At 33.0% G+C, this 17,470-nt stretch carries 18 protein-coding genes; 1 reads left to right on the top strand and 17 read right to left on the bottom strand.

The window, feature by feature from the left end:
* Positions 1–18: 18 nt before the first annotated feature.
* The 11 genes from ACRBBL_RS19430 to ACRBBL_RS19380 all read right to left on the bottom strand — a co-directional run bounded on the left by ACRBBL_RS19430 (position 19) and on the right by ACRBBL_RS19380 (position 11,091).
* On the bottom strand, positions 19–846 hold the full coding sequence (locus tag ACRBBL_RS19430; protein ID WP_431370748.1) for an alpha/beta hydrolase: 828 nt from the start codon (positions 844–846) through the stop codon (positions 19–21).
* Between the two features lie 221 nt (positions 847–1,067).
* On the bottom strand, positions 1,068–1,808 hold the full coding sequence (locus ACRBBL_RS19425) for a hypothetical protein (RefSeq protein WP_431370747.1): 741 nt from the start codon (positions 1,806–1,808) through the stop codon (positions 1,068–1,070).
* 38 nt (positions 1,809–1,846) lie between these two features.
* On the bottom strand, positions 1,847–2,347 hold the full coding sequence (locus ACRBBL_RS19420) for an N-acetyltransferase family protein (RefSeq protein WP_431370746.1): 501 nt from the start codon (positions 2,345–2,347) through the stop codon (positions 1,847–1,849).
* A 1-nt stretch (position 2,348) separates the two neighbouring features.
* On the bottom strand, positions 2,349–3,920 hold the full coding sequence (locus ACRBBL_RS19415; protein WP_431370745.1) for an N-acyl-D-amino-acid deacylase family protein: 1,572 nt from the start codon (positions 3,918–3,920) through the stop codon (positions 2,349–2,351).
* Positions 3,914–5,062 carry an o-succinylbenzoate synthase gene (gene menC, locus ACRBBL_RS19410; protein WP_431370744.1) on the bottom strand — a complete coding sequence of 383 codons (1,149 nt, stop codon included), beginning with the start codon at positions 5,060–5,062 and terminating at the stop codon, positions 3,914–3,916. The genes ACRBBL_RS19415 and menC overlap by 7 nt, the downstream gene beginning before the upstream one ends.
* Positions 5,063–5,299: 237 nt before the next feature.
* Positions 5,300–6,019 (bottom strand): hypothetical protein, encoded by a 720-nt coding sequence (locus ACRBBL_RS19405; RefSeq protein WP_431370743.1) that lies wholly within the window; start codon positions 6,017–6,019, stop codon positions 5,300–5,302.
* 441 nt (positions 6,020–6,460) lie between these two features.
* Positions 6,461–7,207 (bottom strand): LytR/AlgR family response regulator transcription factor, encoded by a 747-nt coding sequence (locus ACRBBL_RS19400; protein ID WP_431370742.1) that lies wholly within the window; start codon positions 7,205–7,207, stop codon positions 6,461–6,463.
* Complete coding sequence (locus tag ACRBBL_RS19395; RefSeq protein WP_431370741.1) at positions 7,200–8,744, bottom strand: tetratricopeptide repeat-containing sensor histidine kinase; 1,545 nt, start codon at positions 8,742–8,744, stop codon at positions 7,200–7,202. Before ACRBBL_RS19395 ends, ACRBBL_RS19400 begins: the two co-directional genes overlap by 8 nt.
* A gap of 252 nt (positions 8,745–8,996) precedes the next feature.
* A complete protein-coding gene (locus ACRBBL_RS19390; RefSeq protein WP_431370740.1) occupies positions 8,997–9,422 on the bottom strand; it encodes a hypothetical protein in 426 nt (141 codons plus the stop codon).
* 288 nt (positions 9,423–9,710) lie between these two features.
* On the bottom strand, positions 9,711–10,643 hold the full coding sequence (locus ACRBBL_RS19385; RefSeq protein WP_431370739.1) for a hypothetical protein: 933 nt from the start codon (positions 10,641–10,643) through the stop codon (positions 9,711–9,713).
* A 145-nt stretch (positions 10,644–10,788) separates the two neighbouring features.
* The gene (locus ACRBBL_RS19380; RefSeq protein WP_431370738.1) at positions 10,789–11,091 is read right to left on the bottom strand and encodes a RebB family R body protein; all 303 of its coding nucleotides are present in this window, start codon (positions 11,089–11,091) and stop codon (positions 10,789–10,791) included.
* Between the two features lie 150 nt (positions 11,092–11,241).
* Between ACRBBL_RS19380 and ACRBBL_RS19375 the strand changes: the two genes are divergently transcribed.
* The gene (locus ACRBBL_RS19375) at positions 11,242–11,418 is read left to right on the top strand and encodes a hypothetical protein (protein WP_431370737.1); all 177 of its coding nucleotides are present in this window, start codon (positions 11,242–11,244) and stop codon (positions 11,416–11,418) included.
* Positions 11,419–11,490: 72 nt separating this feature from the next.
* On the opposite strand, the gene ACRBBL_RS19370 is transcribed toward ACRBBL_RS19375, so the two are convergent.
* The 6 genes from ACRBBL_RS19370 to prfB form a co-directional block, all read right to left on the bottom strand.
* A complete protein-coding gene (locus ACRBBL_RS19370) occupies positions 11,491–12,057 on the bottom strand; it encodes a hypothetical protein (RefSeq protein ID WP_431370736.1) in 567 nt (188 codons plus the stop codon).
* Positions 12,058–12,084: 27 nt separating this feature from the next.
* Entirely contained in the window at positions 12,085–12,384 is a 300-nt protein-coding gene (locus tag ACRBBL_RS19365) for a hypothetical protein (RefSeq protein WP_431370735.1), read from the bottom strand.
* Between the two features lie 28 nt (positions 12,385–12,412).
* Positions 12,413–13,009: an aspartyl/asparaginyl beta-hydroxylase domain-containing protein gene (locus tag ACRBBL_RS19360; protein ID WP_431370734.1), complete on the bottom strand. Its 597-nt coding sequence runs from the start codon at positions 13,007–13,009 to the stop codon at positions 12,413–12,415.
* 161 nt (positions 13,010–13,170) lie between these two features.
* Positions 13,171–15,609: a TonB-dependent receptor domain-containing protein gene (locus ACRBBL_RS19355; RefSeq protein WP_431370733.1), complete on the bottom strand. Its 2,439-nt coding sequence runs from the start codon at positions 15,607–15,609 to the stop codon at positions 13,171–13,173.
* 133 nt (positions 15,610–15,742) lie between these two features.
* Positions 15,743–16,084 (bottom strand): arsenate reductase (glutaredoxin), encoded by a 342-nt coding sequence (arsC, locus tag ACRBBL_RS19350; RefSeq protein WP_431370732.1) that lies wholly within the window; start codon positions 16,082–16,084, stop codon positions 15,743–15,745.
* Between the two features lie 187 nt (positions 16,085–16,271).
* A protein-coding gene (gene prfB, locus ACRBBL_RS19345; protein WP_431370731.1) for a peptide chain release factor 2 occupies positions 16,272–17,379 on the bottom strand; the annotation gives its coding sequence in 2 pieces (ribosomal slippage) (positions 16,272–17,315 and positions 17,317–17,379; 1,107 coding nt in all).
* Positions 17,380–17,470: the final 91 nt, after the last annotated feature.

Below are 17,470 nucleotides of genomic sequence, written 5' to 3'. Positions count from 1 at the left end.
TGTTTCTTAGCTTTGTATTTATTTTTTTTGTTTAAATAAAACCTCAAAAGCATTATACACTGCCAAATGTAAAGTGTCTCCGTGATCTTGCGCTTCAAGAAACTTAAAATGTAACGTATAGCTTTTTTCTCCTTCAACATTCAACTTATAATATAACTCTTTGGCAACACGTTCCATAGTTGGTCCTTCTTTTCCAACAGCAATGTATATTGATTTTTGCTGCTTAAAAGGAACTAGATTAAGCTTTAATAGCGATTCATCATCCCACCATAAACTTGGACTTACAATAATATAGTTATCAAAGAGTGCTGGCTTTTTAAATAGAATTTCTGTTGCTACCAAACCACCAAGCGATTGCCCAATGAGAGTTTTAGAATCTGTTATTCTATAATTTTTAGTAATAAGTGGTTGTATTTCTTTTTCAAGTGATTGTATAAATTTCTCCGATCCGCCAGTTGTAGGAAAGTCTTTTTTATCTTTTTTATTATTTGTTGGATAGGTGAAATCGTGTTTTCGATCTATATTAGAAATCCCAACAACGATAGATTCTGGCAGCATATTAATCCACGAAAACGAACCAAATTGTACCAATCCTACAATATGAATAAAATCTTCGTCCATAGAACCATCTAACAAATAAATGACAGGATAATTTTTGGTCGTTTCTTTTGAGTAACTTTCTGGAAGGTAGATGTTAAGCGTTCTTTCTTGATTCAGTATTTTAGATTGAAATCTTACAGATTCTCCAATGGTAATCGGTTTCTTTTGTGTGGTTTTTTGTTGGGCAGAAAGGAGATTACACACTAAAAATGTACAGATATATAGGAAAATATGCTTTTGACTCATGATTGTAATTATTTATGTGATGAAGATACTACGTTTGTTGTAAAAAAAGAAGCTGTCTGAAAAAAATAGAAAGCGTCATTCTGACTTGATTCAGTTTGACGCAATGGTAAATTTTCTGAACAAAGTCGCTAGCGTAGATTTTCAACTTATGCTGATAATGAAACTAAAAAAGCCTCACTATTTCTAGTAAGGCTTTGATTTTATAATATTATTTGTTGCAATTACGAAAGGCAAATACGCTCATGTAATTTTTGCATTAACTTTGTTTTTAACTCTACAATTTCAGGTGTTTGCTCTTGGCGGTGATAATAATCAATCATCAATTTAGCATAATTAATAAATACATCATCTGTTGGAATTGGTCCTGGTTCAAAATCATAAATTTGCTCTTCTGGTAAGTTAAAAAATGCACCACCAGTTGTATGATTTACACGATCGTGTTCCAATTCATAATTCTTTGCATCAGCAGTAATATCTCCAGCTTTTTCACAAGAACCGTAAATATGTAAGGTCATATATCTATCTGTTGATGGATTCCCCATTTGGTGAATCATTGCGTTTACGACCTTTACAATAGAACCTGAAGTTAAAATTTCTTTCTTCGCAAAACGCAATTGATTGTTTTTATTTTGATAGATGAAATGATGTACATTTCCAAATACCTGTACAACGCCCCATTGTGTATATCCATGATTGTGAATAGAAGAATAATCACCTGGATTCCATGACATTGCCATAATTTCAAACTTTCCAGCGTCATAAATCATTTTACGTCCGTAACCATCTTCAATTGGGTGATCAAAATCGGCATAAGCTTCCAAATCTTTCTGTGTAATTTGAGCTTGCTCTACAAAATCCTTAATTAGTGAAGCAGTGACTTTTTCTCCACTGTCAACTGCATCTTGTATCAACGTTTTTAAGGTTTCTAAAGCTGGTGCTAAAACTTCTTCTTGTAACATCATGTCCTTTGCGTTTTTTAAATTCTTAATTTCTTAGTGTACTATTCTATTATGTATTGCATAATAATCATGTCTAACCATTGATTGTTTTTAAAACCAATTTGATTTTGACGACCGACTATAGTATAACCTAATTTTTCATTATATACAATACTTGCCGTATTTGTGGCGAATACTTTTGCGACTAAATGTTTGTATTGTAATTGTTTGCATTGTTCAATCACGTATTTTTTCATTGTCGTTCCATATCCTTTTCCTAGCTTCGTTTCTGTAAAATACACGGCGGTTTCACAGGCAAAGCGATATCCTTCACGATCGCTATATCGTTTAATAATTCCCCAACCAATCACTTCATTATCTTCTGTAAAGACAAATAATTTTTCACGATCGTGAAATTTTTGTATCCAACCTTCAATATCTGCGGCGGTTTTCAACGTTTCTTCCATCGAAGCTGTGCCCAGCTTGATGTATTCATTATATATATTGGCAACTGTTTGATAATCAGTTGTATTTATTGTTCGTATTTCAGTCTTTTGTTGCATTTCAATCTTTCAATGTCAATACTTTTCCGGGTGTTGCATCTTGTATTTTTGTGTGTTGAATGAGATGCGAACCATTTACCCATAAATGTTCAATTCCTGATGATAACTCTCTAGGAGACAAATATGTAGCGTTTGCTTTCACCGTACTCGGATCAAATAAAACGATGTCTGCGTAATAGTCTTTTGCAATTAAACCTCTGTGTTTCAGTTGAAAAAACTCCGCAGGCAAATAGGTTACTTTATGAATGGCTTCTTCCCAACTTAACAGTTGTTCATCAATCACAAAACGTTGTAAAAACTCCGTAAATGCTCCGTAGGATCTTGGATGCGGTTGTCCAATACTTTTTGGTGCATTAATTGGATAACTCCAAGAGTCTGTACAAATCATTGCATTTGGCCACATCACAGCGGTATCAATATCTTTTTGATCAATACAATGATATACAACCCACGTTTCTGTACTTGCCGCTAAAATATCAGCAACAGCTTGTGCCAATGAAATTCCTTGTTCGGCAGCAATTTCAGAAACATTTTTATTGTAATAACTTTTTAAATCATCAGAAATAATTAACATGCGCGACATGTCATAATCTTTCTGAATAATCCATTCCGCAATAGCGGACACATTTGTTGCATCTTTCATTTTATCCGCCACAGCGGCAATTCCGTCTTGCAACATATATTTAGGAATGAATGCGCGCAATTTTGTAGAAACTGCTGTATACGGATATACATCGCAGGCAGCTTGCAATTTGCTCGTTTCATTATATTCCTCAAGCATTTTTAAGACCTTCGGAATTTTTCCCCAATTTTCTTTCTCAGCCGCTTTTATATGACTGATTAATACGCGAATATCAGCTAGCTTACCAATAGTTAAGGCTTCTTCCACAGCTTCTTCCAATCCGTCACGTTCGTTACGTACATGCGAAGCATATACACCGCCTTTTTCGGCAGTTACTTTTGCTAATGAAACAATTTCGTCCATTTCGGCAAAACAACCTGGCGCATATATCAATCCTGTTGAAATTCCCAAAGCACCTTCATCCATTGCTTCGGCTAATGCCGTTTTCATGGTTTCGAGTTGTGTTGGTTGTAAATTGTGCCAATCGTCCATATTTCCAGCACGAAGCGTACTATGACCGACTAAAGTTGCAATGTTGAATTGTATTTTGTCTTGTATTTGTTCGAAATATTCTTCTAGCGATCGCCATTCAAACGGAAAGCCAATTTCGCCAGATAAGCGATTCATGGTTTTGTCCAAATGTTCTCCAATTGGTGCAGGTGATGTTCCGCAGTTTCCGAATATTTCGGTAGTAATTCCTTGATATAATTTATGATCGGCAGCATTTGGAAAGAAATATCCAAAACCTGTAGAGGCATGCGGATCAATAAAACCTGGTGTTAAGATCAATCCAGAAGCATCAATGATTTTTTTAGCAGCTGGAATTTCAAAATCGTCACCTTGATAGTGAATACATGCAATGCGATCATCTTGGATACCGACATTTCCAATTTTGGCAGTTTCCTTATGACCTGTGCAAATTTTTGCGTTTTGTATGTAAAAATCTAACATGTAACTTCTATGGTTTTTTGATCAATCGTGTATTTATCTACTAAATTAGGTTGTACTTGGCAATGTTTCAAGCTTTCAATGGAAACATAACCGCTATTCATTTCTACATTTGGCGCAACGACATCTTCCAAGAAATAACGATCTGAAGGACTTAAATCATGTGCACGTGCGTTTGGTAAATAGGAAGCCATACGTAAATTGAGCGTTCTTCCAATACCCGTTTCAAACATACCGCCAATCCAACATGGAATGTTATGTTTGGCGCAATACTGAATAATTTCAATACTTTTCATGACACCACCAACACGACCAACTTTCAAATTGACTTCATCTAATACACCTAAATGATGCAGTTTCAATACATCTCCAAGCGATTTTATTTCTTCATCATAACAGATAAAAACATCCGGATTTTCCTGTTTCGCTTTCAATAATAAATCGAAGCGAGTAGGAGCAAACGGTTGCTCAATCATGGTTTGATAGGTATTTGCAAAATAATTGAAGACTTCAAAATCATCATCGCCAAAACTACCATTTGCATCAAAGCTCACGTATGTATCTGCTTTGAACAACATGGGGTTGATTTCCTCAAAAAAGTCAATACGTACGTTCGGTGATATTTTGAATTTTAAGCGTCTGTACCCGGTTTCCAATGCGTTTTTTACAACTTCTTTCATTCGGTCTAATTCTGTGTAGAGTCCGAGTGAAATCCCGACAGGTACATCTGCCAATGGTTTATTTTGTAATAATTGGAATGGTGATTTCCCAGTATTTTTTTCTATGACTTGTAAAGCGGCCATTTCAACGGCTGCTTTTGTAAAGTTCCAACCGCGAATTTTATCGAGTCGTTTCACAAGGTCACCAAAAGTTTGTTGTGGTAGTAAAAAAGGAACTATAAATTGGTTTACTAAAGCAATAGCTCCGTCAATAAATTCATCAGAATAATACGGATCAGGGCGGCATGAGCATTCTCCATAGCCTTTAGTTCCGTTCATATCTTCCCATTCAATAATGAGTGCTTCACGTGAATTACGCACACCAATTCCAGAAACAAATTGTTCTTTTTGTGGTAGATTCAGGCGAATCAGTCTAATATTTTTAAATGATATTGGGAGTTTGAGAATTTCTTCTTTTTGAATCATAGATTTTTAGGAGTTCTATCGGGTATTCTTAGGTTTTGCAAATGTACAAAATTTTGAACATTTTTTTGTTAAATTGTTAATTTTTACGGCATAAGTGATGTAAAAATTTATAAATCTACAAAGTTAGTAGGCTTTTATTGCGAATAAAACAAAAAGAGTTGCATCCACTAAAAGTGAAGACAACTCCTTTATAAGTACTTTTTAATTAGAAGTCTTTATTAATAATAATAGCTTCTATTATTTGTACAATGCTTGTAATGATTGTACAGAAATAGTAGCATCTTCTGCATTCTGTGTACTATCAGCATTTATCCAAACGAATTGAGTACCATTACCAGAAAGATTCCAAGTTTTTGACTGGCGAGATTCTTCCGTAATAGTAACATTTGCTTCGGCAGATTTACCGTAGTATTCAATAACACTACCAATTCCACTTGCTGGAGCATTTACACAAATCACTTCTGCTTTAGTTTCTGTAAATTGAACAGAAATAAAAGCATTGATATTGCTGGTAACTTGAGCAGAATACCAATGTGATTCAGGAACTGCATAGTATCGTGTAAATTTTTCAAAAGGATGCATGTTACCATCTAATGGCAAGCTTCTGTTATTGATTCCTCTTGTGTTGGTTGGCATTTTTACACTTCCGATGAATGCTTGTATGTTAGCTCCAGGTTGTCCGTTAAGAATAGAAGCAGCAATAGTTGATGTGTCGTCACCACTTACAAAACATAATGCAGCCAATCCTTGATCACCAGTCGTACCAGGTACAGTAACTGTTATTGGAGGAAATGCATTGTTTCCTGTTACTGTTACATCAGTAGTAGCATCGTTTCCTGCGTAGTTGTAAAAGAATAAAGCATAAAGCTGTCCTTTGTTTAAGTTTCCAGTACATGTTGCTGTATCTCCTTGTCCAAATTCAATAAGTTGTCCGTCGTTCCAATTTATACTTGCCATAATTTCTAGGTTTTTTAATGGTTAATTAATTTCTTACTCGTAAGGCTTTTCAGACTCCGCCTATTTTTAGGTGGTTTTTTCCACATTTTGTTTTTTAGTGATTGTATTTCGTGTGTATATTTTTTGTTTGACTGAAAACTCAGTTGCGTGAATACATTGAAAATGATGACTAAAAAATGGTAGAATTCAACTAGCTAGCGTTTTATTTCTGAAGTGAAATTAGGAAGTAATGGAAGTGAAGATTAAAATAATGGGATAAGATGGAGTTTTTTACCCATAAGATTGAAGAACCTTGGAATTAGATTTTTTTGCTAAATACTAAATGCTAAATGTTGAATGTTGAATGTTGANNAATGTTGAATTTAAAAAGAATTTCTTTTAAGACCCAAGACCCAAGACCCAAGACCCAAGACCCAAGACCCAAAACCCAAGACCCAAAAACTATCTCAGCGTTTGAAACTTATTAATAATGTCTTTATACTTTCCGCTTAAGGTTGCTTTATAATTTCCTGAGAGTAGAATAAGATTGTCTTGCGGAATGATTTCTTCTACCTTATGAATGTTTATGATAAAATTACGATGCGTTCTATAGAATATGGTTTCATCTAATAGTTCCAAAATTTTAACAAGCGAAATAAGAATAACAAATTTTTCTTTTTCCGTAACGATGTTGCAATATTTTTCCTCTACTTCAATAAAAATAATATCGTTTGTACGTACTTTTTTGAGTGATTTTCCTTTTTTGATGAATAAATGTTCTTTGCTAATGATTGTATTTTCATCTTCGGCAGAAAAAGAATCCTCTTGATCGTAAAACTTTTCAATCGCAGTTTCAATGGCATAGATCAATTCTAATTCGTTATACGGTTTGATAATGTAGTTATATGGATGTGTTAATTTTGCACGATTAAAAATTTGCCGACTTGTAGCGCTTGTAAGAAAAATAAAAGGCCTCAGTTTATCGGATTGTAAATCTATAAACTCAGCAATCATAAGTCCTTCAGGATTATTGCCTAAAAAAATATCGAGGATAGCAATATCATAATCTACTTCTTGCAAAGTACTAATAGCTTGTTTGTAATTTTTGGCAACAGCAGCCACATGAAAACCATTATCTTGGAGTATGTAAGTTAAGGTATCAATTTGTTGTTGATCATCTTCAACAATAAGTACATTTATGTTATCCATTTGGTAGGTTTTTAGGTAGTGAAATCATCATTTTTGTGCCTTTTCCTAATTCGCTTTGAATAGAAAATGTACCGTTATTTTTTTTAATCATCGATTTACAAAGCTGCATGCCCAATCCTGTGCCTAAGATGTCTTCGTGCTGCTTTTTGGCTAGGAGTGAAGTGTCTTTCAATAATTCTTTACGTGTAGTATTGTTCATGCCAATTCCTGTATCTTCCACGATTAATTGACAGAAATCTGAGTTATCATTATTTGTGTAAACACTAATTTTATCTTTTGGATTTGAGAATTTAATTGCATTATCAATCAAGTTTCTTAAAATAATTTTCAGTGATTCTTTGTCTACATAAACAATGTTATCTTTTGAAATGGTATTTTTAAAAGAAATTTCTTTATCTGCTAATATCGCTTTGTAATTATATGCTACGTGTTCTACAATACGGAATAAGTGTAGTTTGGTGATTTCAAAATGGGATTGTTTGGTTTGTAATAGTGCCCAATTTAGTAAATTATCCAACAAATTATACGCGCCATTTACAATAGAACTATTGTTTTGTAATAGACTGTTTACTTCTGTTAATTTTTTAGTTTCTAGCGTGTTTATTAATTTTTTATTACTCGTTTTGATTGCATTTACAGACGAACGTAAATCGTGACTGACAATAGAAAATAGTTTGTCTTTTGTAGCATTAAGTTCGTCTAAACGCTCTTTTTGTTCATTGATAATTTTATTCCGTTTTACTTTTTCATGATACAAATATGCACTCACGCCAAGCATTAAGAGCAATACAATTGCAGAATACAAATACGTATTTCGTTCGGCAATTTTTACTTTATTATCGGCTTTAATGATAGCTACTTTTTTTTGCTCCTTCTCAACTTCAATTTTCTTTTCAGCTTGTGCAGTTGCGTAAATTTTATTTTGATCGTTTACAGAATCTTTCCATCGATCATATTCTTTTCGATATTGAATCGCTTTTGGATAGTTTTTAAGCTCTTCTTCTACAACCGACATGTTTAATGCAGTTTTTCTTCTTAAATCAAAATTGTGAGCCATTTTAGATAACTCATACGCTTTTTCAAAATATGGTATGGCTTGTGCATCTTTGTATTGAGAATAATATAAATTGGCAATATCACCATACGAACCAATAAGTTTAATAGTATCTTTTTCTATCTCTTGTGCTTTTGTACTTTTTAATAGATAAAATTCAGCTTTTTCAAATTCTTCTTGAAGTAAATAACAAGTACCTAGATTTTGGTCAATGACGCTTTTTTTAACACCAAATATTTCAGATGTATTGAGTTTTTCAACTTGTTTAAAATAACGAATAGCTTCGGGTACTTTATTTTGACTTAGCGCTATTTCTCCTAAATATAAAATGATATTGTTATGGAATAAAAAGTCTTTTGGTATTTTAGTAAACTCCTTTTTAGCTTCATCGTATAATTGTTTTTTATGAAAGCTAATACCTCTAAATAGCAAGCAATAGTTTTTTAACTCAGTATTGTCTGGAGATTCACTTAATTGTTTCATTGAGTACACCAATGTAGAATCCCAAACATGTTCTAGAAAGAACGATTGCGCTTTGCGAAAATTGACACTTTGGGTAAATTTATCACTTTCAGTTTTTACTGTTTTTTCAAAAAAAGAGAAACCATAATCATTTTGGGAAAAAAGATTATGGCACGGCAGGCAAAGAATTATTAATATGAATAATTTGTAATTCATCATTGTTCTTTCTCGTAATTTAATGAAATATAAATTTCTCTCATAAATTTTCCTACATTATTTTAAATGTGTACTTGATTGAACAGTAACTTCTGTGCCTCTTTTAGTTTTAGGGTCAGCATTCATATCGTCATCATAATCGATAGGATCACTTGGAGTTGTTACTGATACATAAACAACATGTGTTGGGATTATGTCTTTTATATTGAAAGTGAACGCATATGGATATTTGGTCTCACCATTTTCATCATCTACTGTAATGTTAAAATGTCGATCAAAATGGAAGGTGTTTATAATGATCGGGTCATAGATAACTTCATTTACGTCTAAACTCTCTATTTGTTTTTGTGTTAGTAAAAGACACACACAGACATACAATACATCTTCATCTTGAAAAGCAGATACCATGGGGTAAAATGATGTATCAATAGGCTCGTGGTGTAAACTTTCAATAATAAGAGTTTCATTTGTTGTAGTTTTCATATTAGTTGGTTTTAATCAATTCCTACTCTATTTAAGGCTTTTCGGTTTCCGCCATGAATTAATTTATTTCTTCAAATTTGTATAGAATTACTTTGTTTTAAGTTAGTAATTCTATACAAAGAGAATATATATGATATCTATTTAGGAGAAAAATAGAACGAGCTGTCGCTTTTTAGGAATAAGATGTAAAGCTGAAGGAATAAGATTTTTTGAAGAAGTATATAAAAATAAAACAGCGAACCGAAGTTCGCTGTCAAATAAAAAAGTTGTTAGTATGTGCTAAATAAATTATTGCTTTGTCCATGTACATTCAAAACCATCTGTAGTTTTGTAAGTTATAGAATCATCTTTGTTTATTGTCAAAATTTTAGTGCCATCTTTTATTTTGAAAGTAGCATCATATTCTGTTTTTTCAAATGAGAACTCTTTATCTCCTACAAACTGTTTTATTGTATTTCCCATTTTCACAAGTGTAAAAGTACGTCCACAAGAAGATTTCCAGTTTCCATTGATTGTAAATGAATTATTTTGATTCTCAGTAGTTGAGGTTTTTTCGATTTCTTTTTCAGATGAATCATCTGCTTCTATTTCAGCAACTTTATTAGTGTTTTCACCTTCAGTGAACTTAATTCCATACGCTTTTTTTTGTCTACGATATATCATTGCATCAATTTTTTTCTTTCGGAAATGCCTTCTAAATCTTTTAGCGAATTTTATTAAATCTTGTTCAATACTATTATTCCATAAACCGCCAGTAACCATACTTTTCCATTTGATTCCAGCTCCTTTTTTCTTAACTTGGTCATAAGCAAGTACAGGTTCGCACATAGCAAAAACGGGAATTCCTTCAATTTTTTGAACTGTAGCTAAACCACCTTTATCAATATCATCAGGATTCGTAAAACGTATTGCAGTTACATTTTTTCCATTAGTATAAACTATCGCATCAAATTTTTCTCCTGTTTCTTTAGATTCTTTTTGAAGTCGATCAATGTACCTTGTAATCTTGGTAGATATGGAAGAGTTAATGAGTCCACCAGTTAAAAATGAACTCCATTGAATTCCTTTTTTCTTATTAAAAGCGACTTCATATTTTCGTAAAGGTTCATTAAGAATGTAAACTTCAATACCGTTTACTTTGGCAACTTTAGCAAGATCTTTTTGGGAGAAACAGATTCCAATATAAAATAAAGCAATAAATAATAATGTAATTTTTTTCATGTATAGTTGATGATTTGTTTAATCATGCAATTAACATCAAACAATTATTTATGCATTACGGGAATCCGTAAGAGCGTAACTATTTATGAGAAAACAGCGAACCGAAGTTCGCTGTATATAGTATTCTGAATATAACTTAAGTTAATTATTCAGTGTCTTTTAAAATTTTACCCGCTGTAATATCAGTACTAGCAGTATCGATGCTGTATAATGTTTCAAGACTTTGTGTGATAGCTGCTTGTGCAGTTAGTGCGGAATTAGGTTCTTCTGTAGTTGCATTGTGTGCAGCATTACTTAATGCTTCCGAAGTAGCTTCCGTAAGGTTTCCCGTAGCTACTGCTGGCGCATCGCCAAGAACTTTTGTGTTTACTTGTGTAACAGAGTCTGTGATTTGTGAATTTACAGCTGTTGGAAAACTTTTAGGTTGTGCTTTTGTTTTTTTTGCCATGATAAGTGTTTTTATTCCTGAAAAATAATTCAATTACAATTTACGCTATTTTTTATAGAATGTTATGTATAAAAGTTAAGTATGGTTTTGCCGTAGTAAATTGACTTATATTTTTTCTAATTTGAATTTTATTAATTCAAAAATTAAATCATGAAAAAACAAAATCTTCAAAATTTGAAATTGAATAAAAAGCCTATTTCACATTTACAAGGAAAATTACAAGGAGGGAAAGATCACTCTGGAACGTGCCAATCTTTAGATAATTGTACATGGTCGGGACAGTGGACATGTCATAAAAGCTGTCAAGGTAGTTGCAATCCTAAATAATGAATAAGCGGGCTTCGGTTCATGATTGACTGAAGTTCGCTGCGTTTTTATTTATTTAACAAAATCAAATGTTTATTTAGGAATAGTAAGTTTTTCGTATACCATTGATGGAATCATACTTTTTATGAAAGGGGCTAATTTTTTCGAGTATGGTAATATTTTCCAGCCATTAGTATTAATAACAATAGCAAGCGAGTTTCTGTAATAATCTACCTCTTTATTTTTACTTGAATAAGATACATTTTTTTCTTTCGCTTCTATTTTTTTCTTTACATATTGTATTACTTCTTCTTCTACAGAATTTTTAAATTTAAGAAAAACCTGTACTTGATACTCAACCAAAGCATATTGAACATCATTATGAGTAATAATCTCAGAGACAGAAATAATCTTAGAAAATTTATATTTTGCCTCTAACATTTCATTAGTGTCCATCTCTTTTAATTCTTTTAGCAACTCAGATCTTGACATGATTAGATAATACTTTTCATAATAGTAATCAAGAGCCTTTTCATATTTTTTAGCTTCCATAGCTTTTAAATGAGAAGTTACTGCAGTGCGAATATCCATGGAGGTTTTTTGTGCATGACTCACAGATGTATAGATAAGTATTATAAATAGAAACAATACTTTTTTCATATATTTTATTTTTAGTTATCTGTTGTTTTAAGAAGTTAATTTTTGAAGTAATAGAATGAGTGAAATAATTAATGCAATAATTCGGATGAATAGCCATACTGTTATTTTTAACGGTTTGCCATGTTTGCCAAATTCTTCTTCATTAATTTTATCTAACTGTCTATCTTTTATTGTTTTATCAACTTCAAATTTATTTCCTGAAAAATCTTTACATGTGCTATAAAATTTGGCTGAATCATTAGTCAACCCACAAATAATCCCTTTTGTAGAATCAAACTTCTTATGTGTGCATTTGGAACAAAAACTTAATCTATGTTGTCTATCCATTTCTTTTATTGAAACTTAGCATGGAATTTTATACATCACTCTCTTTAATAATACCACGAATCCAATCATTTGGAATCATGTCGATAGTTAAATTTACACGTTCTGTTTTTCCATTATTAATCACTCTATGCGGATCTGTTAAGCGTAAATACCAACATTCGCCAGGTTGCATTGGAACTTCAGAATCGTTCAAGAAGAATTGAATGCCTTCTTTGTTTAAAATCGGTATCGTTAAACGAATCACAGATGCATGTACTTCCAATCCTAATGTAGGATCGGTATGTTGTTGCACTACAGAATCTGGAGCCAAACGTAACAAACGAACCAACGTTACTTTGGTATTGGCTTTAAACGTATCAATCACACTTTGTAAATACGGAGATTCTTCTAAATAATTTGTATCCAACCAATCGCACCAAGAACCATCTGCATAATCATCTGCAGGCGGCGGAAATGGCAAAGAAGTATCTACAGTATGTGCAGGTGCACGAAGTGGAATTACATTGTAATATTCAAACTGATTCAACTTTAATGCTTCAAATTCAGCTAACATTTTTTCAGCATCAAACTGAAAAGGAAGTTTTACTCTATCGGTACTATCTGTTTTAGGAGCTGCGTGTGCCATGGTAAATTCGTTTTATAAAATTCTAAAGTACTAAAAAAGTATAAAAGTGTGGGTACAAAATTTGTAAGTTCCTTCAAAATAGTAAAATCCACGTAAGTGAAATCCTAAAAAAAAAGCTACACGTTTATAGTATAGCTTTTTGTTATATGATAAAAATGTAATTATGGTGCTGCACTAAATCCGCCTTCATCATTGTTATCTTGACCTCGTCCGCCACGTTCTCTTTTCTTTTTCTGATTGAATCGATATGTAAATGATAAGTTGAATGAACGTTCGCGCCATTGAAATTCGCCTTCGCTTCTAAACGTATCGGTAAATGATTCTGATTGTCTTTTTCTAGAATTAAATACGTCGCTAATGTTGAAAGCAATAGAAGCTTTGTCTTTAAATAAATCTTTACTGAATGCTAAATTGGCTGAGAAAATCCCTTTTCGGATATTTTGAGCATCTTCATTTGGACCGCGATAGAATAAACGTGTTTGCCAATCGATATTCCCAGGAAGTGTTACTTTATTATTGATTCGAACGAACCAACTTAGGTTATCGGCACCAAAATTAACACCATTAAATTCTCCACGATTGTACGATTGAAAAAGGTTGAAATTTCCATTAAGTCGCCACTTGCGTGATGGATTATACGTGAGCGTGAATTCAAATCCGAAACGATCGTTTCTAGCCAAGTTAATAGGTGTTCTACGGATAATTGGCACTTCTTCACCATTCAAAATAGTCGTTTGTCCTGTGTCTTCACTGATAAAATTGAAAACATCGGTAGCACGTTGAAAATAGACAGATGTATTCAGCGTAAGCTTTCCAAATCGATTCAAATAGCCTAAGTCAACTCCGTTGGAAAAACTTGGATTAATATCAGGATTCCCCTGAAACACATTGGTAATACTTGAACGCGAAGGAAACGGATTGATAAATCGTGAACGCGGTCTGCGAATTCGTCTATTGTATCCTAAAGTAATGCTTTGATTTTCTGAAATTTCATATCCTAAATTCACAGTAGGGAAGAGGCTTAGATAGTTTTTTCGTTCCAAATCGCTACTAGTTATTTGATTTACGGTAATACGTGTATCTTCTAATCGCAAGCCTAAAAGGAAAGAAAATTTAGAACTAATTTTGTTCCCGTATTGCGTGTAAAATGCATTTACATATTCACGATAATTGAGCTCATTGCTCAAATTTGTATCGGCTACAAACTCATCATTTTCTAAAAAAGCTACTAGATAATCAGTATTTAAATCTAAAAAATTTCCGCGATATCCAAATTCAAATTGAGCTGTTTCACTCAGCGGAAGCGTATAATCGGTTTGTAATAAAATACGATCTTGATTTTCGTCTGTAGTTACTTGTTCTGCCAAATCACCATTTACTAAAATAAACGAATTTTCTACTTCAGAACTACTTTCATACTGAAAATCTGCAGTTAATTTATGTCCGCTTTTTTCAAAATTTTTGTCAAAATTTATTGCATACTGAATCGTTTTGTCATCTTCTGCTTCAGGATCAAAACGTGTACTTACATTTGTAACATTAAAAGCATCATCAAACTGAGTTAAAATATTGGAAGTTTCGCTTTCATTATCACTATTTCTATAGACTATTGAAGTTGTCAGCGAAGTTTTATCATTTATATACCATTCTACACCAAAATTAGAATTGAATCCTTTTCGGATACGATCAAACTCACGATCTTCATCTAAAAATGTATTGGGTTCATCGCCATTAAAATATTCGGTAAATGTGTTCGAATTTCCAGGGACTTCACGGTAATTGTAACCAGAAGTAGTAAAAAAGTTAAAGTCGCCTGTACGATAGTTGATATTTCCTGAAACACCATATCCTTTTGGGTATGAAATGTTGGTTGTAATAGCACCGTTAACGCCTTGCAATTTACTTCTACGCAGAATAATATTTAAAATTCCGGCAGTTCCTTCGGCATCGTAACGTGCAGATGGCGATGTAATAATTTCTACTTTTTCTATCGCTTCCGCTGGAAGTTGACGTAATGCATCTGTAGAATTTAAACCAACCAAACCAGAAGGCTTTCCATTAATTAAGATACGTACATTTTCATTTCCACGTAAGGAAACATTTCCTTCCACATCAACAGAAACTGAAGGTACATTGTCCAACACATCACTTACAGTTCCACCACGAACTGTTAAATCTTTCCCGACATTATAAATCTTTTTATCAAGCTTAATTTCAACAGTTGTTTTCTCAGCAATCACTTCTATAGCTTCTAATGCCTGTGCATCTTCTGCTAGAAAAAAGTTTCCAAGCGACATATCTTTTGTGAGTGATTTTCCTTTTACATATTGCGATTTAAACGAAATAAATTCTACCGTGACATCGTAAACATCAGCAACAACTTCAATAGAAAATGTTCCTTTTGAATTGGTAATTCCGCCTGTAACAGATCTTTTTTTAGCACTATCTTGAAAAATAATAGTCGCGTATTCTAATGGTTGATTGGTAGATTTATCAAGTACTTTCCCTGTAATGGTGACTTTTTTTGCTTGTTTGCTATTTTGTCCTACTACAGTAGTAATTGTTCCTAAAAGACATAGGAAAAAGAGTAATTTTTTCATTTTAATGATTGGTTTCTTTATGTGTATAGCTTTTTTTGATGTCGGTTGGACTGCAAAGAAACGGGAAGGTTTAATGGATGGTCGTTAAAGTTCTGTTAAAAGAAAAACCCAGCTTTTTTGCTGGGTTTTTGTATTATAAAATTGTTTTAATATTTTCCGGTGGTCGTCCGATAACGGCTTTATCTCCGTTGACAACAATTGGGCGCTCCATCAATTTTGGATTGGAAAGCATAAGCTTCATAATATGAGCTTTTGAAATTCGTTTATCCTTATAGTTTTCTTTCCAAAAAGCTTCCTTTTGTCGTACCAAATCAATCGGTTCAATACCAAGTAATTCAATAATCTTTGTTAACTCTGCTAGCGAAAGTCTATTTTCTAAATACTTTATGATTGTAAATTCTTTTCCAGATTCTTTTAAAATTTCCAATCCTTCTCTGGATTTTCCGCATCTTGGATTGTGATATATTTTTAACATAGTTTTATTTTTTAGTAGTGAGTATTGAGGTACTAGTATTGAGAAAGATCATGATTATTTAAGTTATATTAACAAGTCTAACAAATCTAGCAGCGCAGCAGTCTAAGAGGTTTTACGTAAGTAAAAACAAATCTAAGAGCAAAGCGATCTAAAAGCAAAGCGCGTCTATAAGCAAAGCAATCTAACATCAAAGTACATCTTCACCCTTTTCCTGTCCCATCGTCATTAAATAAGCTTTCAAAAACTCATCAATTTGTCCATTCATTACAGCATCTACATTTCCTGTTTCGTGTGCTGTACGTACATCTTTTACTAATTTGTATGGATGCATGACATAATTTCGAATTTGTGATCCCCATTCAATCTTCATCTTTCCAGCTTCAATATCGTCTCGTGCTTCCATTTGTTTTTTCAGTTCAATTTCATACAACTGCGATTTTAACATTTGCATGGCACGCGTTCGGTTATCTTGCTGTGATCGTGTTTCTGAACAAGAAATCTGAATTCCAGATGGTTTGTGTTTTAACTGTACTTTGGTTTCCACCTTATTTACATTCTGCCCACCAGCGCCACTAGAACGCGATGTTACAATTTCTATATCCGCAGGATTGATGTCAATTTCAATCGAGTCATCAACCAAAGGATATACATATACAGAAGCAAATGATGTATGACGTTTGGCATTGCTATCAAATGGCGAAATACGCACCAAACGATGCACACCATTTTCACCTTTAAGCCAACCAAAAGCATAATCACCTTCAATTTCTAAGGTTACAGTTTTAATTCCTGCAACATCACCTTCTTGGTAATTGAGTTCTTTGATTTTGTAGCCTTGTTTTTCAGCAAACATTAAATACATACGCATTAACATGCTTGCCCAGTCACAACTTTCTGTTCCTCCAGCACCAGCCGTAATTTGTAGTACGGCACTCATACTGTCACCTTCGTCAGACAACATATTTCGGAACTCTAAATCTTCAATTTTTATAGTTGTTTTTTCAAATTGAGTTTCTACATCTTCAAGTGTAGCATCACCTTCTTTGTAGAATTCATACAAAACTTCCAAATCACCAATTAAATCACCTACATCATTATAGTCACCAACCCATTTTTTTTCTCCACGGAGTTGTTTCATAATGATTTCGGCTTCTTTCGGATTGTCCCAAAAGTCAGGAGCATACGTTTTTTCTTCTTCGTTTGCAATTTCAATCAGTTTGGCATCTATGTCAAAGATACCTCCTTAACGCACCAAGGCGATTGATAAGATCTTTTATTTGATCTGATGTTATCATGTTTGTTCTTTTAATTCCTACAAAAATAAGATGTTTTGCGTATATTCATAGCCTAAAATAGAAAAACCGAAAGAATCATCAATAAAGCTAT

The sequence above is a fragment of the Kordia sp. genome (assembly GCF_050633145.1).
Taxonomy (GTDB): domain Bacteria; phylum Bacteroidota; class Bacteroidia; order Flavobacteriales; family Flavobacteriaceae; genus Kordia.
The sequence above is the reverse complement of the archived record's forward strand: the minus strand, read 5'-3'. Positions and strand labels throughout refer to the sequence as shown.